The following is a 20,524-nucleotide window of genomic DNA, read 5'->3' on the forward strand; positions in this document are numbered from 1 at the left end:
TTTGGTCCTAGCCGCGGCGCAGCCGGCCGCGGACCGCTTTGTGGATCCAGTCCGCAAGCAGGACGGCGGGAGCAGCGAGCAGCGCAAGAACCAGGCCCATTGGGGTCGGCGGTGCCTGGCCCAGCAATGCGGCGAGGTATGGCACGAACAGGCACACTGCCAGGACGGCCAGTTCAGCCGGCACAGCCCACAACAGCAGCTTGTTCGTGCCCCAGCCCAGCGACCAGGGCGGCAGGGTGGCGCTCCGGCACGCGAACGCGTTCGCAAGCTGTCCCAGAACAACGGCGGTGAATGCGGCACCGGAGGCAGCCATCAGGAGCCCTGCTTCGGGAACCTGACCACGCGTCCAGCCCCCATCGGCCAGGACCGCCGAGAACACGGTCATCTCCATGGCTGCCTCCACGGGCCCCAGGATGCAGAAGACCCGGATGATCAGCCGCCGGTCCATCAGGTGCCGGCGTTCGGGCGGACGGGCCAGGACGTGCCTGCCCGGCGGCTCGGCGCCAAGGGCCAGCGCCGGCAGCAGGTCGGTGCCGATGTCCAGGGCGAGGATTTGCAGGACGCCCAGGGCGAGCGGAAAGTGGCCGCCGGAAAGCGCCCAGATCACGAACGGCGTCAGTTCCGCCACGTTGTCGGTGAGGTGGTACGTGAGGAACCGGTGGATGTTGGCGTAGGTGGCCCTGCCTTGTTCAATGGCCGCCACGATGGTGCCGAAGTGGTCATCGAGGAGGACCAGGTCCGCGGCTTCCCGGGCCACGTCGGTTCCGCTTAACCCCATGGCCACGCCGATGTCCGCTTCGCGAAGGGCCGGGCCGTCGTTGACGCCGTCGCCGGTCATGGCCACCACGTGCCCGCGGGCCTGCAGGGCCTTGGCGACGCGAAGCTTCTGTTCCGGCGATACCCTGCTGACCACGATCCCGTCGCGGTCCAGGAGCGCTCCGAGCATCTGTTCGTCATCCGGAAGGTCTGTGCCCTCCACCACGTGTTCAGGGAATCCGATCAGGCCGATCTGCCGGGCAATCGCAGCGGCGGTGGCCGGGTGGTCGCCGGTGATCATGGCGACTTTCAGGCCTGCCTGCCGGGCAGCCCGGATCACCTCGCTGACATCCGGCCGGGGAGGATCCTGCAATCCGATCAGGCCCAGGAGTTCCATGCCCGTTTCGAGTTCGGCTGCCGGGCTGGTGTCCCTGGCTTCGGGTGTTCCTTCAAGGCTCCGCCGTGCCACGGCAATGACGCGCAGGCCCCGTGTCGCCATGAGCTCCACCTGCTCCTTGACCGCTCCCGGCACGGACTCACACAGCGGAAGGACCGTTTCGGGGGCACCTTTGCAGAACAGCTCAGGACCTGCGAGGGCGGATTCCCTGCGCCGGACGGGGTCGAAGGGCAGCCGGCGCGACGGGGCAGGCCCTGGTCCGGTCCCCGTCAGGCGGCGGGCCAGGGCGTCCAGCGCAGCTTCCATTGGGTCCCCCTGGGCGTGCCACTGACCGTCGTGCAGCTCGGCCCTGCCCTGTGACGCGGTACGGGCTGCGAGCGCTGCCTGGGCCGCCCTTTCCACGCCCCGGCCCTTGATGAGAGCTTCCGGGTCATATCCCTGGCCCGTCACCTGGACTGTCCCGTCCGTGCTGAAGACCTCGACGGCGTTCATCCGGTTCTGCGTCAGGGTCCCTGTTTTGTCGGTGCAGATGAAGGTGGTTGAGCCCAGCGTTTCCACTGCCTCAAGGTTGCGGACCAGCCCATTGCGCGATGCCATGCGTTGGGCGCCCATCGCCAGGGACAGCGTGACCGTGGGCAGGAGCCCTTCCGGAACCAGCGCCACGGCAACGCCAATGGAGAACAGGAAGGAGTCCCGCCATTGAAAGCCCACCAGCAGCGATGCCAGGAAGAAGACCGCCGCTATGCCCAAGGCCATGCCTGCCGTGACGCGGACAATCCGCCGCAGTTCCAGGGACAGCGGTGTGGGGGGTGGAACCGCTCCGCTGGTGAGGACGGCGATCCCGGCCAGTCTCGTGCCCCCGCCGGTGGCGGACACGACGGCCTCCCCATAGCCGTTGACCAGGAAGGTCCCGCCCCACACAGGATCGCCTGCGGCTTTGGGAACGGGCTCGCTTTCGCCCGTCAGCATGGATTCGTCCACGTCGCATGCCGACGCCGACAGCAGATCCATGTCAGCGGGCACACGGTCGCCGGAAGCGAGCAGCACCATGTCCCCGACCACCAGCTCGCTGGCGTGAACCTTGCGCACCTTCCCGTCCCGCCGCACCACCACATCGGCGGGCAGCAGGCTGCGCAGCCTTGCGGCGGCATGCTGGGCGCGTTCCTGCTGGATGTGGGCGAACACCCCGTTGACAATGACGACGACGATGATCGCCACCGCCAGTTGAGGCATGTCCGCGATGAACGCCAGAGCGGCGGCGCACCACAGCATGAGGGCGAAGAAGTGCGTCATCTCCCCCCAGAGCTTCCGCCATTGCGGGACGGTTTTTTCCGCCGGAAGCTGGTTGGGGCCTGCCTGCTTCAGGAGCTGCGCGGCCCGCTCAGAGCTCAGGCCGTCCGCGGTCCTCACACAGCGTCCGCCTCCTGCCCCACCAGGAGCACCGGGCATTTCGAGTGGGCCGCGCATGCCTTGCTGACCGAGCCCATCGACGACTTGAGCAGTCCACCTTCTCCATGCCGTCCGACCACCAGCATCTGGGCCCGTCCGCTCTCCCCCACCAGCACTTTCGCCGGCGGCCCGAACTTGACGGTCACGTCAATGTTTTCCGGCCGTTCTCCGGAGAATGCCCGGCCCAGCGCGTCCTCCACCAGGCGGCCGGCGGCGTCTTCAAGCCTCGCGGTGAACTGCCGGTCCGCCCCTTCGAGGCGGGACATGACCAGGTAGTCCGGCATCCCGATGCAGGAGATGACTTCAAGCCGGGTGCCGAGGCGGGCTGCCAGGGTGCCGGCGTAGCGGAGGGCTGCGGAGGAGTATTCTGAACCATCCACGCCCACGATGACTGGTTTGGCCCCTGTTTCTGCGTTCATGGACACCACGATCCCGGCTGGCGGCTGGGCCGGAAGGGCCAAAAGTCATGCCGGCCGCTGGCTTAGCCCGCGCGTTTCGGATCGGGACGGCCTTGCAGGTCGGCAGCGCTTTTAAGGTCGGCACCCCGCAGCGCCCTCAGGCCGTTGAGGATGGTGGCCAGGTCCACCAGTTCCTGCAACAGGGCCCCGGCGACGGCTGGGATGTAGCCCGTCATGGCGATGGCCATCAGCACCACGCTGAGTCCTATTCCGGTCCAGATACTCACCAGGGCCACCGCCACGGTCCGCTTTCCAATGGCCACGGCCTGGGCCACTTTGGAAAGGTCGTCAAGCATGACCACCACGTCCGCCGATTCGCTGGCCGCGGTGGCCCCCTTGGCGCCCATGGCGATTCCCACATCCGCCGCGGCCAGGACGGGTGCGTCATTCACGCCGTCACCCACCATCAGGACCGGCCGTTCCCGGATGGCGGCCACCGTATCGACCTTGTCTTCAGGAAGGCAGTCAGCCTGGACGTGCCCGATCCCCGCTTCCTCGGCGATGTGTGCCGCCGTAGCGCGGGCATCCCCGGTGAGCAGCATGGTGTTCCGCACGCCGAGGCCGCGCAGCAGGTCAAGGGTATCCACAGCATTGCGGCGCAGTGGATCCTTCATGATCAGCGCCCCGGCGTACTCGCCGTTCACCGCCACATAAACAGCCAATTGGCCGCTCCGGACTGCTGCTTCGCGGAACCCGGTGGACGAACTGCGGACCAGGCCGGCCTTTCCCACCACCACCCGCTGGCCGTCGCAGACAGCTTCCACCCCGTGCGTTGCGCTCTCCGTCGCTTGCTGTACCGGGAGGAGTCCCAGGCCGGCCGACTCTGCCGCTTCGATCACGGAGGCCGCCAGCACGTGGGAAGAGTACTGCTCCGCCGAGGCAGCCAACTGCAGGATTCGTTCGCTGCCCAAGGCCTCACCCGGGCCTGGCGCCACTTGGATGCCATCCAGGACGGGCCGCCCTGACGTGAGCGTTCCGGTCTTGTCAAAGACGGCGGTCCGGGCCTTCGCAAGCTGCTCAAGCGTCCCGGTGTTCTTGATGATGATCCCCTTGTGGGCTGCCTGGCTGGTGCCGGCCAGGAACGCTACGGGGGCAGCGATCAGGAGCGGGCAGGGCGTGGCTACCACCAGGACCTGGGCAAAGCGGAGCGGCTCACCCGAGAGGAACCAGGCGGTCCCGGCCATGGCCAGGGCCAGGAGGGTGAAGGGAACTGCGTAACGGTCAGCGAGCCGGACAACGGGAGCCCGGCTGTTGGATGCCTCCTCCACCAGGGCGATGATGCGGCTGTACTGGGAATCGACTGCGGCGGCCGCGGCCCGCATGCGGATAGCGGCCTCGCCGTTGACCGCACCGCTGAGCAACTGTTCCCCCTTGCTGCGCTCAACGGGCAGGCTCTCACCCGTCAGCGATGACTCATCCAGGGTGGCTGAGCCGGACAGCAGTTCGCCGTCCACAGGTACCAGCTCGGAGGGGCGGACCACCAGGATGTCCCCCGGTGCTACCTCCCCAATGGGAATATCTTCGAGTAACGCAGCCGCTCCCTCCCGGTGGGCGAAGCGGGGTGCCCTGTCCAGCAGCGACCGCAATTCGCGTGCCGCGCGTCCCTGGGCAAAGTTCTCCAGCGCCTCACCCCCGGTCAGCATCAGGATTACCACCAGTGCGGCGAGATATTCACCCACGGCCACCGTGCTGGCAATCGCCGTCAGCGCCAGGAGGTCGATACCCCAGCGTCCCTCCCGCAGGGGCCGGACCATGCCAGGCGCACGCGCCACTACGATGACCGCGGCGTAGGCGGAGGCGAGGACGCGGACCTGCAAGTCCAGGCCGGCCTGGAGCATCACCAGCGTGGCGAGGAGGACGAGGCAGGTCAGTGCGACGACGGGATAACGCCTGAGAAAGCCCCATGCCTTTCCTGCCGGCGACGTGGGGGATGCCCCGTCGTCGAGGTTGCCGGGACTCCCCTTGGTTGCCGCGGGCAGCGCGGCCTGGTTTCTCACTTAGGCCCCCCGGGAAGTAGTCGGCGGTGATCGCACATAAAGCCGAACCTACCCGGCCGCCCGCAGCCGGGCTAGGGCATTAGGCCCCAACCCCCTCCAGGCAAAGCCCTCCAGCAGGCCTTGGGCCCTGCCGTGACTTTTGGCCCTGACACGGCAGCCGGACCAGGAGCATGGTTGAGGGCAACATGCCGCCGACACAGACCGGGAGTTCCACATGAAAGCCGTTGTCCTCTACGACACCGCGTATGGGAACACCAGGACCATTGCGGAGTCGGTGGCATCCGGACTGGGGCAGGGTGCGGCCGCCGTTCCGGTTGAAGGGTTCGATACGGAGACCCTGCGCCCTGGTGACCTGCTCGTCGTCGGCAGTCCCATCAATGGCTGGAAGCCCACCGCCCGGATCACTGAAATGCTGGCAGACCTCGGCCGTCGTAGGCTGACCGGGGTGAAGGCGGCTGCTTTCGATACCAGGGTGAAGCTGTTCATCCACGGTGATGCCGCCGGGAAGATCACCAGGGCTCTTGAGGCGGCAGGTGCCGGCATCATGGGCGAACCCATGGCCTTTTACGTCAAAGGCAGTGAAGGGCCCCTCATGGACGGCGAGGCAGAGCGGGCAGCAGCATGGGCCGCCGGTCTTGCGGCCTCGCTGGGCAACGGCACTGTGTAGGCAGGGCCTTCCACCTTGCAGCAGTTGACGGTGGAGCGGTTCTTCGACGGCGCACCGACGGCCCTAAGGCTTTACCAGGCGGCGGAGCAGATGGCCGCGGAACTGGGTCCGCACGACGTGCGGGTCAGCAAGAGCCAGATCTCCTTTCGCCGGCGCCGCGGCTACGCCTACCTCTGGCGGCCCGGGATGTACGTGAAATCAGCGGTTCCGCTGGTCCTGTCCCTCGCGCTGCCCCGGAACCTGGAGTCGCCGCGGTTCAAGGAAACCGTCCATCCAGCGGCCGGAACCTGGATGCATCACCTGGAGCTCACGGACAGCTCCCAGCTCGATGCCGAGGTCCGCCGCTGGATGCAGGAAGCGTACGACGCCGCGGGCTGACCGCCATTTTCCCGTAGAGTCCTATGGCCCTGTCACGCTGCTGCCCGAAGGGCAAAGCTGATCCAATGAACGAACAGGGCCAGCAGCCGCGGAGAATCCACATCACCGAGCAACCAATCGCCGTGGTCCGCGAACGCGTCCCCATGAACGAACTGACAAACTTCTTCGGCCGTGCCTTTGGCACAGTCATGGCCGCGGTCCAGCAGCAGGGCGCCAGCCCGGCAGGCCCGCCGTTCGCGCTGTACCACGGAATGCCGGATGAGACAGTGGACGTTGAAGCAGGATTTCCCGTGGCCGGGAACTTCCAGGGAACCGCGGAAGTGGCCAGCGGGATGCTTCCTGATGCCGACGCCGTCAAAGCCATCCATACCGGCCCCTATGACAGCCTGGGCACCACCTACGATGCCATTCTTGAGCACATGAAGGCTGGCGGCGCCGCCCCCTCGGAGACCATGTGGGAGTACTACCTGACGGATCCGGAAGCGCAACCCGATCCGGCGACATGGCAAACCAGGGTGGTCTGGCCGGTCGCCTGAGGATGGCCCAAACCTGAGGGAGCGGGCGCCGGAGGGCTATGAGCCCCTGCGCCGGCTGAAGGTCAGGTCCCAGGGCTGGGTGCCATGGCTCGTTTCAGACCATCCATCCCGTGCAATCTCCTGGCGGAGCTGGCCCAGGCTGGCTTCCAGGCCAGGAGCCCACGCCTCTCCTGGTGGTGTCTTGTTCAGGGGTGGTCCGGGAAACGTATCGCTGGCATAGAGGCGGCGTCCATCCTCCGTCCTGCCCACGAAGCGCAACTGCGTGCGTCCGTACTGCGAGCCGAGCGTCGAGAGGATGCGCACCCACCACTTCCGGGACGCGGCGTCCTCCAGCTCTATCCGGAGCCGCTCTTCAGGCCCGGGTTGTGCCGGGTTCGAAGCAGGACCGTCCGGGTGGGCTGGCTGCGGGGCATCTGCGGTCATGTCTTCCTCCGGGGAAACGCGATCATGGGCTAGGTCCCGCAGTCTTCCAAGGATTGGCTCGACGGAACAGGGCCCTTGGTCACTGGGTGCACTGGAGGAGTGGGCCTGTGCTTCGCCCTGGGTCCAAAGGCACTACCCCGCCCGGCAGGCGGATGGAAGAGTCCAGCCATGACAAGGCATTCCCCGTGACCGGCCGGCATCCGCGGGCCGGTCACCCGGCCGGCGGTCCTGCGGTAAGCACCGGGGACCGGCACGGCTGGCAGCTCCTGTATCTGGCCGCGGGTGCGTCCTCGATCGTGTTTGTGCTCCTGCTGATAACTGCCCTGGTACTTGACTTCATGGCTCCGCCGCCCGTGCACGGCGGAGCCGCCACCCTGGAGTTCATCGCCGCCAACAAGCAGGTCTACGTGGCCGAGCAGGTCCTGTGGATCCTGCCGAACATCCTCCCTGTCCTTGTTTTTGCTGCACTTTTCTTGGCTCTCTCGGCCGGTCAGAAGAGCCTTCCCCTGATTGCGCTTGTTTTCGGTGCCCTGCCGTGGGCACTCCTGCTTGCCGTACCGGTAAGCAGCCGGGGTTCACTCAACCTGGTGTACCTCAGCGACCGCTTCACGGCGGCCGGGTCGGATGAAGAACGCAGAGCCTACGCCACGGCCGCCGAAGCCATCATTGCGGAGAACAACACTCCTGCCATCGTTGGTGCCCTCTCTGCCCTCGGCATCCTCCTGATGGGACTGGCGATGCTGAGGGGAAGCACGGGGCTCTTCCCGCGGTACCTGGGATGGCTTGGTGCGGGCACGGGAGCCTTGGGTGTTGTCAGCGAGGTCCTCCGGCACGCTGCACCCGGGTTTTATTGGGGCTACGGCATCCTGCTGTGGGTGTGGTTCATCGCCACAGGAACCGCACTCATCCGGCTGTCCCGCGTGCCAACCTGAAGCCCGGTGCCGGCGTTCAAGGTCTTTGGTCCCTAAAAAGCCCGCTCGTCATTTGAGATGGTGGTTCAGGCCGGATTCACCACGCTGGGGTTGTGCGTCCGGGTTGCGGGGCCGATGTTGGCCGGTATGCAGCCTCATCAACGGGGGCGGGAGCTAGAGGAGAGCAAGGCTTATGGCAGGTAGGTTCGAGTTGTTTGTCGATGAAGATTCACAGATCCGGTTCCGGCTTGTAATGCCGGATGGACACGTACTGGCGGTTTCCGGACAATTCACTGATAAACGCGCGGCGGCCGCGGCCATCGAAGAGGTGCGCGAATGCGCCGGAACCGGGTTGATCCGGGACGTGGTTTCGCCATCGCCCAGCCGGGCCATAGTCCCTGTTCCGCACCCCCGCGACACCGTACGGCGCGGGGTTCGCAGGCTGAACTCCCTCGGCGCCGCTTAGGCACGGACGCCGTGACAACGGGCCTGCAGATCCAGCGGACGGAGGTCCTTGGCGCCGAAGGGCTCGTAAAGAAGTACGGCAACCGCACCGTCGTGGAGGGCGTCTCCTTCCACATCCGTGCCGGTGAAACTTATGGGCTGCTGGGTCCGAACGGTGCCGGCAAAACCACGATCATCTCCATGGTTGCAGGTTTGATTCGTGCTGATGCCGGGTCTATCCGCATCGCCGGCGAAGTGATGGCGCCCTCGAGTATCCGCGCCAGGCGGCACTTCGGCCTGGTCCCCCAGGAGCTGGCGATCTACCCCGATCTCACGGCGAAAGAGAACCTCCGGTTCTTCGGCAGGCTGCAGGGCATGGGCGGGCAGGAGCTCAAGCTGCGCACCGCGGAGGTCCTGGAGCTCATCGGGCTGGCGGACCGGGCGGGTGAGCAAACCAGGAAGTTCTCCGGCGGGATGAAACGCCGGCTGAACATCGGCATCGGCCTCCTTCACCGTCCCACCCTTCTGATCCTGGATGAACCCACTGTCGGCGTGGACCCCCAGTCACGCAATTCCATCCTCGAATCGGTGGAGGTCCTCGCCACCGAAGGAATGGCCGTTCTCTACACCACCCACTACATGGAAGAAGCCGAACGCCTTTGCAACCGGATCGCGATCATCGATGAGGGCCGGATCCAGGCAGAGGGCACCAGGAACGAGCTGGTGGAGCTGACCGGAGGGGTGGACCGCATAGACCTGCGGGGCAGCGGTGACGTTGCCGCTGCGTCCGCAGCGCTCCGCCTCCTCCCCGGTGTGCAGAATGTAGACGCCGGGTCATCCGGCATAATCCTGACCGTCCACAATGGACCCGGCCTGCTCGCCCCCATCGTCGAACGGGCCGGTTCGGCGGGAATGGCCCTGACCGCCGTCGAAATTGTGCGCCCCGACCTCGAATCGGTGTTCCTGCACCTGACCGGCAAAGCGCTCCGGGACTGACATGCGCGGCCTCTGGACCATGGTTGCCAACGACCTGCGGCTGCGGATCCGGGACAAGTCGGTGTTCATCTTTTCCCTCATCGTCCCGTTGGCCCTGATGGGGGTGCTGAATCTTTCCTTCGGCAGCTTCGGAACTGACAGCGTGGAGCTGAAGCCGGCTGTCGTCGTCGCAAATTCCGGCGACGGCGGACAGCTGGGCTCGGCCTTGCTGGAAACCCTCGACACGCTCTCCGTCATGGAGGTGACCATCAGGACGGTTCCTGCCGGCGACGTCAGCCGGGAGACGAAGGATTCCGGCGCGGATCTGGGCATCGTGCTGCCGGCGGATTTTACGACGGCGGTGACCGCCGGCCGTCCAGTTGCCGTGCAGGTGGTGCAAGGCGATGCTGCCCGCATGGAGACGAACGTGCTTGTTTCGGTCGTCGACGGCCTCCTGGAACAGTTTTCGGCCGGAACCGTCACGGCGACGGCAGGCGAGCGTGCCGGGCTCCCCCACCAGGTGCTCGGCGACCTTGCCCGTCAAACCGCTGCCGGCACCCCTGCCCTCAGCCTTTCTGAAGGGCAGGCAGCGTCAGGGCAGCTCTCGCTGAAGGGCAGCCTGGTAGCCGGCCAGGCCGGGCTTTTCCTGCTGTTCACTGTCGGTTTCGGAGTTTTGGGACTGCTGGCCGAGCGCGAAGGTGGAACACTTGCGAGGCTGGAATCTGCCCCGGTGACGCGTGGGAGCATCGTCACGGCGAAAGCGCTGGTGGGATTCATCCTGGGCGTGGCGGCAACAGCGGTGCTGCTGGGTGTCGGCAGCCTGCTGTTCGGGGTCTCCTTCGGCTCCCCTGCCGTTGTGGCACTCCTCGTCCTTGCCGTCGCCGCGGCAGCCACCAGCCTTACCTTCATTGTGGCGCGGCTGGTCCGGACCGCGGAGCAGGCCAACATTGCCCAGTCCATCCTGGGCATGATCCTCGGCATCGCCGGCGGGGCCTTTTTTCCCATCCAAACCTCGGGTTTCCTGGCCAGCCTCATGGATCTGAATCCCGTGGCCGCGTTCATCCGGGGCCTGGGGATATCCGCCGGTGGCGGCGGCGCGGCTGACGTCGCCGTCCCCCTGGTAATAATGCTGGGTTTCGCCGCCGTGGCAACACTCGCCTCACGCCTGGTACCGGACCGGGGTTCCCGCGGATGAAAAGCCTGGCGGGAATTGCGCTGGTGGAAGTCCGCCGCTTCCTGCGGGACCGGTCGAACATCTTTTTCGTGTTCATCTTCCCTCTGCTGCTGATCCTGTTGCTCGGCTCACAGTTCGGGGCCAACAGCGGCCAGGCACGGGTGGGACTGGCCGGTGACGGCGGCAGCGGGCTGGCGAAGGCCCTGGTCCAGCAGCTGCAGGCAGACGGCCTGGACGTGGCAACGGCAGGCGAGGCAACGGTACGGGACCAGTTGAGCCGCGGAAGGATCGACGTCGGGATCTTCCTGGCGGATGCTGACGCTGCCGATTTCTCAGCGGTGAGTCCGGTCCGGATCGAGGCTGTGGCGGCATCACAGTCCTCCGCGCAGGCAGTCCTGCAGGAAGTGCGCGGTTCTGTCCAGGCTGTCAGCACAGAGCAGCGGCAGCGCAAGCTTCTGGAAGGAGCGGGCATCGGTGCCGCGGAAGCGGCCGCAGCATTGGAGCAGGCAAGGGAATCGGTGAAACCGCCCACCATGGAACTGGTTGACACGAATGATGTCACGCAGGAATTCCGGGGGTTAGGAAAATTCGATCTCGGCGCGGTCCAGCAGCTCCTGCTGTTCGTCTTCCTGAGCTCGCTCACCGGGGCTGCCACCCTCATCAAGGCCAGGCGCCTGGGCGTCGTTGCCCGGGTCATGGCCGCCCCCGTAGCCAGCTGGCAGGCAGTGGGCGGCCAGGCACTGGGACGGTTCGGGATCGCGGCCGTGCAAGGCGTCTACATTATGGCCGGGACAGCGCTGTTGTTCGGCGTGGAGTGGGGAAACCCCCTACTCGCCGGCGTCATCCTCGCTGTGTTCTGCGCGGTTTCCGCTGCGGCGGCAATGGTCATCGGCGCCGTCCTGGACAATGACGCGGCAGCCTCCGGGGTGGGGGTAGGACTCGGTTTGGTGCTGGCCGGCCTGGGCGGGTCCATGGTGCCTCCGGAGTTCTTTTCCGGAGCGCTTCAACAGGTATCCCTCCTGACGCCGCACCGCTGGGCCTATGACGCTTTCGCCGGAGTGCAGCGGCACGGCGGCACGCTGACGGACATCCTGCCGCAGTTGGGCGTTCTGGCAGCGATGGCCGCGGCTTTGCTGGTTCTGGGGTCATTCGTGTTGCGGCGCAGTCTTGGACGCGCGCTTTGAAGCGGCGCTAACGAAACCCGCAGGGCCGCAGGCGGCCAGCGCTGTGCCTGCACCGGTGGTGGAATTGCGGCTAGAAGCTGGACGAACTGCCGGATCCCGAGAAACTGCCGCCACTGCTTCCGTACCCCGTGGTGCTGCCGCCGCCCCTGGCGGAGTTGACGCTGCTGACCCCGGTATTGAAGCCGGAGCTGAATGTGGCCACGGAGAAAAAGTTGTATGACGGATACACCGTGCCCAGGATGCTGGGTTCGTAGGTCCGCTGCCTGTGGTGGTCCAGGCCCCCGTGTGCCGTCTCCATCTGCTCGCGCATCAGGCGGGCCTCGCGCTCATTTTTTGCGAAGCCCTGGATGACGGTTTCTGCATGGTTCTCCAACAGCTCCGAGAGCCGTGAGCGTGCCTCATAGAGCCGGTCCAGGGCCTTTTCCGGGCTGATGCGCCGGTCGGCCAGTTCCGCCGTCCACCGTTCGATGTCCCGGAGGCTCTCGTCGCGGAAGGAACGAAGCGCCGTGGCGGTGGCAGAATCCCCCTGCCCGTGGCGTTTGGCCAGGAGTTGCTCAAGCCCGGCCAGGTCCTTGCGGAACGGGGCGAGCTGCCGGTCCCAGGCGGTAGGCCAGGTGTCGGCGCGGTTGAGCAGGGCGTTGCTGTCGGCGATGACGTCATCCAGGGCATCCAGTTCTGCTGCGGCATCCGCAAACTGGCGGGCGAGCTTGAGGTTCTTCCGCCGGCTGAGCGCCCGTTTGCCCAGCGCGTGCACCTGGTTGGAGAGCTCCGTAGCGGCTGCATAACGGCTCAGGAAGGTGCGGTGTTTCTCCAGGACGCGGCTGCCGTATCGGGATGATTCGGGGATGGTGCCGGCATTCAGTTCCGTGACGTCCAGGTCCATGCTGACGTTGGAGTAGCTCCGGTCACCGCGTTCGATCTGCTTGCGGCAGGATGTCCTGGTCACGGCCCGGACAATCAGCCACGCCGCCGCGCCCAGGACCGCAAGGCCCCCGGTGATCCAGGCCGTGATCAGGAAGGCGGCAGACCTGTACCAGGGCTGGTTGATGAGCTCGGCGGCACGGCGGATTCCGGCCACCGTGCCGTCGGTCCATTGTGCGTCGCGGAACAGGTCCTTCGAGGCGTCCTGGATGTCGCTGCGCTGTTCAAGCGACACTTTCCGGTCCTCGCCCATGTAGGTGCCCACGTGGCGGCCCACCGGGTCGAGCGCGAAAATGAACAAGCCATCTGCCCATTTCTGTCCATCCGCGCTGATCCACTCAGGGTGCCTGTTACGGGCGAACTTCAGGACCTCTTCATTGAGGTTGTCCTCAGGCTTTCCGTTGTATGTAAAGACGGCAACGCGGGTGGGCTCGTAGAACTGGATCTTCTCGATCGCGGGAACCAGCGTGTTCCGGTCCAGGACACCGGCTGTGTCTTCCACGACGACGGCTGCCGGGACCACGGCAGCGCTTGGGGCCGCCGCACCCAGCAGGGTAGCAGCCAGGGCAAGCATGATCACGGCTATCCGGCCCACCATGGTGCCCATATCCCTCCCCGCTTCCTAGAATCAGAAGGATTGCTGGATTCAGCATGGAACCAACGGCCCGGCGCGCCAAAGGGGCGAAGGTCCCGCCAGCGAAGATCGGCCTGATGAGGAGCGCTGCCACATGACACACGGTTCGGGGCACATTGTGGCCGGTTACGACGGCTCGAACGAGGCGGCGGCCGCCGTCCGGTGGGCGGCGCGCCATGCCCGGGCGATCAGTTGCCCGCTCCATGTGGTGCATTGTTCAATGTGGCCGTTGCTGACAAGGCACCTGGGTCCTGTTCCGGGGGTGTCCGGCAGTGGCCTGGAACAGTCCGCCCAGTCCGTCCTGGAGGAGGGCGTCTCGCATGCGGCAGCGGAAGTACCTGGCCTTGAAATCCGCAGCACCCTGCTCCATGGACTGCCCGCACAGCTCCTGGCTGAATTTTCCGCCGGTCAGAAGATGCTGGTTGTGGGCAGCCGCGGGCTGGGCGGTTTCCTGGGCCTCCTGGTGGGGTCCGTGAGCCTGGAACTGGCGGCCACTGCGGCCTGCCCTGTGGCTGTGGTCCGGGAGGACGCCCATCCCGGCGGACCCGTCGTCGCCGCCGTCGATGCATCGGGTTCGCCGGCAGCCCTGGAAGACGCCTGCGGCCTTGCTTCCGCATGGCAGGCACCCCTTACGGTGGTCCACGTCCGGTACGAGCCCGCCGGCTACCTGCGGCCGCACGGGCAGGACGGCTCGGCTGAGGCCCGGGAAGTCCTTGAATCCGCCCTGACCCAGGTGCGGACCCTGGCCCCGGATGTTGCCGTTGACGGCAGGTTGCCCGCGGACAGTTCTGTCCCGCACGCCATCCTCGAGGCCGCACGGGAAGCGCGGATAGTGGTGGTGGGTTCCCAGGGCCGCGGGGTCCTGCGGGAGACCATCGGGTCAACCGCGCACGCTGTACTGCACCACGCCCACGGGCCGGTCCTCGTTTCCCGGCGCGGCGCTTGAGCAACGCTGCGGCAGGAGTGTCGGCCCGGCTGCAGCGGGACTGCGCCTAAGCTGGTTTGGTGACCCCTGTCCCCTCCCCCGGCCCGCTGGACGTCGTCGTCCATTCGGGACCGGCGGACTGGTGGGTCATCCTTGCGGGGCTTGGACCCCTGGCCGTTCTTATCGCAGCCCTGCTTGCCTTCTACATCAACTGGCGGACGCTTAAGCAGCGCACCGCTGCGGACCAGACCGCGTTGGACCAAAAGCGAGTAGCGGACGCCGACGCCCTGCGGCAGAAGACCGAAGCAGACAGCCCGTGCGGAATGGTGGCGCCGTACCCAGTGGGCGCTGGACCGGGCGTTGGATCCCGATGAAGGGACAAAGGCGCTGGGCCTGGCCACGCTGGAAGTCCTTGCCAGGAGCGAACTCGCCCGCACCGAGGAACTCGAGTTGTTCGACATCGCCTGGAAGAGTGTGTCCGGCGACGAGAACGGGGACGATGAAGAAGCCGGCACACCCCCGGGGCAGGAGACAGCCTTCGTGGACGACGGTGGGAACTTAGGCGAGAATGGAACAACGGATGAAGACATTGCCAGGGAGGTTGAACCATGAGTGCAGCATCGCCTGAACACCGCCTTGTCCACCCTCCCCGGAACAGCGCTGCCAAGCCTGCCGGGAAAAAAGCCACCCCCGCCGAACATCGGGTCCAGGTTGCTGCAGCCAGGCTGCGCGTCACGCTTGATGAACGCCTGGGCCGGGAAACGCCCGCCAAGACCAAGGCCTTGGCCAAGGAACCGATCTAAGTTCCGTTGCAAGTGCTTGGGGTTCGACGACGCATGGCCGGGTTCGGTGGGCAGTGGCAGTAATCCTTGGCTGCGGCCTGGAGCGGCTGCGCCGCTGGGACTATGAGGCCGTCGTCGGGCAGGTGGCGCAGTCCGGCAGGTACCTGGACCGTTGGCGTATCGGCTCCCGCCCTGACATCCTCCCGGGAAGCGAAGCCTGGCTCCTGCTGCAAGGCCGCAATGATGCGGGCAGCGGACTGATCGGCCACGGTTGGGTGGCGTCGGAGCCGTACCAGGCTGCAACGGGCGAGGTTCCCGGTGCCAGGGATTGGTTCATCGCGGTGGCCTTCGATTCCCTGTTGCCGCTGGGTGAACAGATACGTCCCGGGACCCTTCGGGAAGCCTTCCCCGGCGGCCCCTGGGATATGGCCAATCCGCCCTCCCTGGTGAGCCTGCCGCCGTCGTCCGGGCCTGTTCTGCAAAACTTGTGGCGGCAATGCGGGCCAACGACGGCGGATCCCACCGAGGTGGTGGCCGGAGCCTGGCCGCCGGGCGCCGTCAGCAATGTCCAGGTGAACCGCTTTGAGCGGGACCCTGACGCACGGCGCGCCTGCCTGGCCTTCCATGGCACGTCGTGCGCCGCCTGCGGCTTCTCCTTCGAGTCCGCCTACGGCGAGGCCGGCGCAGGAGCAATTGCCGTGCACCACGTGGTGCCGCCGACGATGCTTGGCGGCGGATACCAGCTTGACCCCATCGCCGACCTCATTCCGCTCTGCCGTAACTGCCACTCGGTGGCGCATGGCGCCAACCCGGCGCTGACGGTGTCCGAACTCCGGAGCATCACCTCGGCCGCCGGGCATCTGAGGGGTGAAGTGGTCAGCGATCCGGCCCTTCAGGCGCAGGAGGATGCGCGGCGGATCCTCGGGAGCGGCCAGCCGTAGGGTTTGCGGGGTTATCTTGGGACCATGGCGGAGCCGGACCGGAAAGAGTACGGGGTTGACCCTGAGGAGTTTGGTTCTGCCCGGGTGGATGCGGCCGCCCTCCTGGATGCGGAGTTGGGGGACGTCGATTGGTCAGTTCCGCCGCCGGGCTCGGTGCATGTCCCCATCGACGTTCCCAGTGGCAAGCTGGCAGCCATGGCACTGGGCGATCCGGACAATCCCTGCGTACTCCTGGTACCCGGGGCCACCGGTTCGAAAGAGGATTTCTCGCTCATGATGCCCGACCTGGCTGACGCCGGCTACTTCGCGCTGGCTTACGACCTGGCCGGCCAGTACCAGTCAGCAGGCGCAGGCCCGGAGAACCTGGTGCCGCCCCGGAAGCACTACGACTACCGGCTTTTCGTGGATGACTTCCTGGCGGTCATGATGTCCACTGCCACCCCTGTCCACGTCGTGGCTTATTCCTTCGCCGGCGTTATCGCGCAAATGGCCTACGTGGAGCACCCGGAGCTTTTCAGGTCCCTCACCCTGCTGGGCTGCCCGCCGGAGCCCGGCCCGGGCTTCAGGGGCGTGAGCCACCTCGGCCGCTTGAGCACGTGGGTGAACGGACGGGCAGGCGCTGCCCTCCTGATTTGGGGCATCCGCAGCGGCCGCATGGTCCACGTGCCGCCTGGGCGGCAACGGTTCGTCAATTACCGTTTCCGCTTCACGCGACGCGCCGCCGTCCGGGACATCTACATACTCATGCAGAATGTTCCGGACCTTCGGCAGCCCCTGGCGGAGGCGCCGATTCCCAAGTTTGTAGCGGTAGGCGAACACGACCTGTGGCCGCTTCAGCTGCACCGGGTGTTCGCGCAGGCCATTCGTGCCAGGATCGGGGTGTACAGGGGCGGGCACAGTCCCTGCGAAACTTCCCCGCATGAGTTCAGCCGCGATCTTTTGGCCCTTTATGCCAAAGCGGACGAGGGGTAATCCAGGCATTTAAGCCGCCAAGGACCCGGAAGGCCTTGACCGCAGCAAAACGTTTTGCATATAGTGATGCAGGCAACATACAAAACGTTTTGCAAAGGAAGAAGTCAATGGCGACAAAGGTAAACATCCGGGACGTGGCGAAAGCTGCCGGCGTTTCCGTGACCACCGTGTCCCATGCCCTGAGCGAGGCGCACAGCTCTCGGGTCAACGCCCGGACTGTGGAGCACATCAAGGCGGTGGCCGGAGAACTCGGCTACGCCCCCAACCGGCTGGCCAGCGGACTGCGCAACCAGCGCTCCCGGATCCTCGGCCTGGTCAGCGATGAGATCACCACCACCCCCTTTGCCGGTGCCATGATCCAGGGTGCACAGGACGCAGCCTCCGAGCACGGACACCTGCTGATGGTGGTCAACTCCGGCCTGGACAATGAACTCGAACGACAGGAAATCCGGGCCCTGCAACAGCACCAGGTGGACGGGGTCATCTACGCCCGGATGTTCCACCAACTGGTATCCGCGCCAGGCGAGCTGAACGGTCTGCCGACGGTCGTGCTGGATGCGGCCACGGACGATCCCAGGATGTCCTCCGTGGTACCGGATGAATTTGGCGCCGGCCAATCGGCTGCCGAACTCCTCGTGGCAGCAGGCCACCGCAGGATCGCCATGATCAACAACGAGGACGACATTCCGGCGGCCCACGGGCGGCTTGCAGGCTTCCGCGAACGCCTGGTCCGTTCCGGACTGGAACTGGCGGAAGAGAACCTGGTGGCCGCACATCCAAGCACGGCCGGAGGGCGGGAAGCTGCGCTGCAGCTGCTGTCCGGAACGGAGCGGCCCACAGCGCTGTTCTGCTTCAACGACCAAATGGCCATGGGCGCCTACCAGGCCGCCGGACACCTCGGCATCAAGGTGCCGCAGGAGCTCTCGATTGTGGGGGTGGACAACCTCGAACTGATCGCGGATGCCCTGTGGCCAGGGCTGTCCACCGTGGCCCTCCCGCACTACGAAATGGGCCGGTGGGCCGTCCTCAAACTCCTCGCCGAACTTGATGACCCGGACGCCGCCCGCATCCAGGAAAAGATCACCTGCCCGCTCGTTGAGCGGGCGTCTGTGGCTCCACCCCAAGACTGAACCATCCAACGCCTGAGCCGGATCCGCACAGCGGACCCGGCCCTCAGTAACCCGCAAAAAGGGAACGCAGCCGTTGCAGCGGCCGCGTTCCCGGCAGGACCCCGTCAATCCCTCCACCGTGTCCAAGCAGAAAGACCGACCCATGAACAAGACGCTCACCAAGGTCCTCGCGACCAGCATAGCCGCCGCCGCACTCACTGCCACCCTCGCCGGCTGCGGCAAGGGCAGCGCCTCCTCCTCCACGGAAGGATCCGGCGAAATTGCCCTGTGGACCCACAATGCAGGCAACCCCGACGAACTGGCCGCCGTCCAGAAGATCGTCGACTCCTACAACGGCAGCCAGGACAAGGTGAAGATCAAGGTCCAGGCTTTCCCCCAGGACTCATACAACGACTCCGTGGTCTCCGCAGCTGCGGCCGGGAAGCTGCCATGCATTGTGGACATCGACGGCCCCAACGTCCCCAACTGGGCCTGGGCCGGCTACCTGAAGCCGCTCGAACTCGGCGCCGACCTTTCCAAGCAGCTGCCCAGCACAGTGGCGGAATGGGACGGAAAACCCTATGCGGTTGGCTACTACGAGTCGCGTTGGCCATGATGGCCCGGGCCTCGGACCTGAAGGCCGCCGGCGTCCGTGTTGCCACCATCGAACAGCCGTGGACCAAGGCAGAGTTCCAGGACGCCCTTACCAAGCTCAAGGCGTTGGGCAAATGGGATTACCCGCTGGACATCGGCACTGCCGGGACCGGCGAATGGCTGCCTTATGCCTACTCCCCTTTCCTGCAGTCCTTCGGCGGCGACCTGGTCAACAGGGACGGCTTCCAGAGTGCCGATGGCGTTCTGAACGGAGACAAGGCAGTGGAGTGGGCCGGCTGGTTTCGCGGCCTGGCCGACCAGGGCTTCATGGCCAAGAAGAGCGGCAAGGACTCCACCCAGGACTTCCTGAACAACAAAAGCGCCATCGTGTATACCGGGTCCTGGGCTGCGGACAAGGCCAAGGCAGCGCTCGGCGATGACCTGGTGGTCATGCCGCCGGTGGACCTGGGCAAGGGCCCGAAGATCGGCGGCGCCTCCTGGCAGTGGGGCGTCACCAGCGGCTGCAGCAACTCCGAAGCGGCCATGGACTACCTCTCCTACTCGCTGAAACCGGAGAACATCGCGGCAGTGGCCAAGGCAACCGGCGCCATTCCCGCCAGCAACGAGGCTGCCGCCCAGATCCCGGCCTTCGCTGAAGGCGGGGCCAACCGGATCTTCATGGACTTCTCCCGCCAGTACGCCGTGATGCGGCCGGAGACCCCGGCCTCCCCTTCATCGCCACTGAATTTGGGAAAGCCACGCAGGACATCCTCAACGGGGCAGACGCCCAGTCCACCCTGGACAAGGCCGTGAAGGCGATCGACGCCAACATCAAGTCCAACGGCGGCTACAAGAAATAGCCGGACCCGCGGGAGGCCTGCACCCAACGGTGCAGGCCTCCCAGGCCCGCCGATCGGAGATTCCCATGGCAACTGTTCCCCTCCCCACCCGTCCCCGCGTTCCGGACGCACCCAAACCCGCCCTGCCGCCGTCGAACGCCAAAACCAACGCACGGCGACGCCCCGGCTTCCGCCGCGACCAGGTCAGCGGCTGGGGCATGATCGCCCCGGCAGCGTTGCTGCTGCTGGCCTTCGTGTTCATCCCGGCCATCCTCGGCTTCGGCCTGGCCTTCACCAACGCCAGGCTCATTTCGCCCCGTCCCGTCGAATTCGTTGGAATGGACAACTTCGCACGGCTCTTTACGGACCCCACGTTCTACCGGGCACTGCTCAACGTGGCCTACTTCACCGTGGTCATCGTGCCGGTGCAGTCCGGCCTGGCCCTGGTGCTGGCGCTCCTGATCAACAAGAAGTTCCGCGGTGTGAACTTCTTCCGCACCGTGTACTTCCTGCCGGTGGTCACCTCCATGGTGGTGGTTTCGCTGCTGTGGCTGTTCATGTACCGCAAGGACGGCCTGATCAACGAGATCCTCTCCACCGTCAGCTTCGGCCTGATCAACGGACCTGACTGGCTGGGAGATCCCAATACCGCCATGCCGGCCATCATCATCCTCTCCATCTGGCAGGCCGCGGGCTTCCACATGATCATCTGGCTGGCGGGGCTGCAGGGCATATCCGGTGAGCTGTACGAGGCGGCGCAGCTGGACGGCACCAGCCGGTGGCAGCAATTCCGCTACGTCACCTGGCCCGGGCTGTTCCATACCCGCAGCCTGGTCCTGGTCACCATCACCATCCAGGCCCTGGGCCTGTTCGACCAGATCAGCGTGATGACGCAGGGCGGGCCGATGGATTCAACCACCACCATCGTTTACGAGGCCGTCCGGTCCGGCTACCGGCAGCAGGAAACCTCCTATGCATCCGCCATCTCGCTGGTGTTCTTCGTCCTTGTACTGATCGTCTCCGCGGTGCAGCGCTACCTCACGCGGGAGAAAGACTGA

Annotated in this window: 23 protein-coding genes; 18 read left to right on the top strand and 5 right to left on the bottom strand. The window is 66.1% G+C overall.

Annotated elements, in window-relative coordinates:
- Positions 1–7: 7 nt before the first annotated feature.
- The 3 genes from FBY36_RS19580 to FBY36_RS19590 all read right to left on the bottom strand — a co-directional run bounded on the left by FBY36_RS19580 (position 8) and on the right by FBY36_RS19590 (position 5,057).
- Positions 8–2,563 (bottom strand): cation-translocating P-type ATPase, encoded by a 2,556-nt coding sequence (locus FBY36_RS19580; RefSeq protein ID WP_142122125.1) that lies wholly within the window; start codon positions 2,561–2,563, stop codon positions 8–10.
- The gene (locus tag FBY36_RS19585) at positions 2,560–3,021 is read right to left on the bottom strand and encodes a universal stress protein (RefSeq protein ID WP_142122127.1); all 462 of its coding nucleotides are present in this window, start codon (positions 3,019–3,021) and stop codon (positions 2,560–2,562) included. The genes FBY36_RS19580 and FBY36_RS19585 overlap by 4 nt, the downstream gene beginning before the upstream one ends.
- A 62-nt stretch (positions 3,022–3,083) precedes the next feature.
- Positions 3,084–5,057, bottom strand: coding sequence for a heavy metal translocating P-type ATPase (locus FBY36_RS19590; protein ID WP_142122129.1), 1,974 nt, complete (start codon positions 5,055–5,057; stop codon positions 3,084–3,086).
- A gap of 214 nt (positions 5,058–5,271) precedes the next feature.
- On the opposite strand from FBY36_RS19590, the gene FBY36_RS19595 reads away from it, so the two are divergent.
- The 3 genes from FBY36_RS19595 to FBY36_RS19605 all read left to right on the top strand — a co-directional run bounded on the left by FBY36_RS19595 (position 5,272) and on the right by FBY36_RS19605 (position 6,638).
- On the top strand, positions 5,272–5,724 hold the full coding sequence (locus tag FBY36_RS19595; RefSeq protein ID WP_142122131.1) for a flavodoxin family protein: 453 nt from the start codon (positions 5,272–5,274) through the stop codon (positions 5,722–5,724).
- A 15-nt stretch (positions 5,725–5,739) separates the two neighbouring features.
- On the top strand, positions 5,740–6,102 hold the full coding sequence (locus FBY36_RS19600; protein ID WP_142122133.1) for a DUF5655 domain-containing protein: 363 nt from the start codon (positions 5,740–5,742) through the stop codon (positions 6,100–6,102).
- Between the two features lie 65 nt (positions 6,103–6,167).
- Positions 6,168–6,638, top strand: a complete 471-nt coding sequence (locus tag FBY36_RS19605) for a GyrI-like domain-containing protein (protein WP_142122135.1) — start codon at positions 6,168–6,170, stop codon at positions 6,636–6,638.
- A gap of 36 nt (positions 6,639–6,674) precedes the next feature.
- Here FBY36_RS19605 and FBY36_RS19610 read toward each other — a convergent pair whose 3' ends face one another.
- Positions 6,675–7,061: a hypothetical protein gene (locus FBY36_RS19610; protein WP_142122138.1), complete on the bottom strand. Its 387-nt coding sequence runs from the start codon at positions 7,059–7,061 to the stop codon at positions 6,675–6,677.
- A gap of 107 nt (positions 7,062–7,168) precedes the next feature.
- Here FBY36_RS19610 and FBY36_RS19615 point away from each other — a divergent pair, with 107 nt between their 5' ends.
- The 5 genes from FBY36_RS19615 (at position 7,169) to FBY36_RS19635 (ending at position 11,749) form a co-directional block, all read left to right on the top strand.
- Positions 7,169–7,993, top strand: coding sequence for a DUF4386 family protein (locus FBY36_RS19615; RefSeq protein ID WP_142122139.1), 825 nt, complete (start codon positions 7,169–7,171; stop codon positions 7,991–7,993).
- 172 nt (positions 7,994–8,165) lie between these two features.
- Entirely contained in the window at positions 8,166–8,438 is a 273-nt protein-coding gene (locus FBY36_RS19620) for a YegP family protein (protein ID WP_142122141.1), read from the top strand.
- Between the two features lie 11 nt (positions 8,439–8,449).
- Entirely contained in the window at positions 8,450–9,412 is a 963-nt protein-coding gene (locus FBY36_RS19625; protein WP_142122143.1) for an ABC transporter ATP-binding protein, read from the top strand.
- 1 nt (position 9,413) lies between these two features.
- Positions 9,414–10,586 (top strand): ABC transporter permease, encoded by a 1,173-nt coding sequence (locus tag FBY36_RS19630; RefSeq protein WP_235008905.1) that lies wholly within the window; start codon positions 9,414–9,416, stop codon positions 10,584–10,586.
- Positions 10,583–11,749 carry an ABC transporter permease gene (locus FBY36_RS19635; protein ID WP_142122145.1) on the top strand — a complete coding sequence of 389 codons (1,167 nt, stop codon included), beginning with the start codon at positions 10,583–10,585 and terminating at the stop codon, positions 11,747–11,749. Before FBY36_RS19630 ends, FBY36_RS19635 begins: the two co-directional genes overlap by 4 nt.
- 70 nt (positions 11,750–11,819) lie before the next feature.
- On the opposite strand, the gene FBY36_RS19640 is transcribed toward FBY36_RS19635, so the two are convergent.
- Positions 11,820–13,277, bottom strand: coding sequence for a DUF5129 domain-containing protein (locus tag FBY36_RS19640; RefSeq protein ID WP_142122147.1), 1,458 nt, complete (start codon positions 13,275–13,277; stop codon positions 11,820–11,822).
- 121 nt (positions 13,278–13,398) lie between these two features.
- On the opposite strand from FBY36_RS19640, the gene FBY36_RS19645 reads away from it, so the two are divergent.
- The 10 genes from FBY36_RS19645 (at position 13,399) to FBY36_RS19680 (ending at position 20,524) form a co-directional block, all read left to right on the top strand.
- Complete coding sequence (locus tag FBY36_RS19645; RefSeq protein WP_142122149.1) at positions 13,399–14,250, top strand: universal stress protein; 852 nt, start codon at positions 13,399–13,401, stop codon at positions 14,248–14,250.
- A 59-nt stretch (positions 14,251–14,309) separates the two neighbouring features.
- The gene (locus tag FBY36_RS20950; protein WP_235008906.1) at positions 14,310–14,603 is read left to right on the top strand and encodes a hypothetical protein; all 294 of its coding nucleotides are present in this window, start codon (positions 14,310–14,312) and stop codon (positions 14,601–14,603) included.
- Entirely contained in the window at positions 14,590–14,841 is a 252-nt protein-coding gene (locus FBY36_RS20955; protein WP_235008907.1) for a hypothetical protein, read from the top strand. Before FBY36_RS20950 ends, FBY36_RS20955 begins: the two co-directional genes overlap by 14 nt.
- On the top strand, positions 14,838–15,032 hold the full coding sequence (locus FBY36_RS19655) for a hypothetical protein (protein WP_142031419.1): 195 nt from the start codon (positions 14,838–14,840) through the stop codon (positions 15,030–15,032). The genes FBY36_RS20955 and FBY36_RS19655 overlap by 4 nt, the downstream gene beginning before the upstream one ends.
- A 53-nt stretch (positions 15,033–15,085) precedes the next feature.
- The gene (locus FBY36_RS19660) at positions 15,086–15,952 is read left to right on the top strand and encodes an HNH endonuclease (protein ID WP_142122151.1); all 867 of its coding nucleotides are present in this window, start codon (positions 15,086–15,088) and stop codon (positions 15,950–15,952) included.
- A 24-nt stretch (positions 15,953–15,976) separates the two neighbouring features.
- On the top strand, positions 15,977–16,924 hold the full coding sequence (locus FBY36_RS19665; protein WP_142122153.1) for an alpha/beta fold hydrolase: 948 nt from the start codon (positions 15,977–15,979) through the stop codon (positions 16,922–16,924).
- A gap of 107 nt (positions 16,925–17,031) precedes the next feature.
- Complete coding sequence (locus FBY36_RS19670; protein WP_142122155.1) at positions 17,032–18,054, top strand: LacI family DNA-binding transcriptional regulator; 1,023 nt, start codon at positions 17,032–17,034, stop codon at positions 18,052–18,054.
- 142 nt (positions 18,055–18,196) lie between these two features.
- Complete coding sequence (locus FBY36_RS21190) at positions 18,197–18,649, top strand: extracellular solute-binding protein (RefSeq protein WP_268815567.1); 453 nt, start codon at positions 18,197–18,199, stop codon at positions 18,647–18,649.
- On the top strand, positions 18,646–19,440 hold the full coding sequence (locus FBY36_RS21195) for an extracellular solute-binding protein (RefSeq protein ID WP_268815568.1): 795 nt from the start codon (positions 18,646–18,648) through the stop codon (positions 19,438–19,440). Before FBY36_RS21190 ends, FBY36_RS21195 begins: the two co-directional genes overlap by 4 nt.
- 112 nt (positions 19,441–19,552) lie before the next feature.
- Positions 19,553–20,524: a carbohydrate ABC transporter permease gene (locus tag FBY36_RS19680; protein WP_142122157.1), complete on the top strand. Its 972-nt coding sequence runs from the start codon at positions 19,553–19,555 to the stop codon at positions 20,522–20,524.

The organism is Arthrobacter sp. SLBN-122, from assembly GCF_006715165.1.
In the GTDB taxonomy this organism is placed as follows: Bacteria; Actinomycetota; Actinomycetes; order Actinomycetales; family Micrococcaceae; genus Arthrobacter.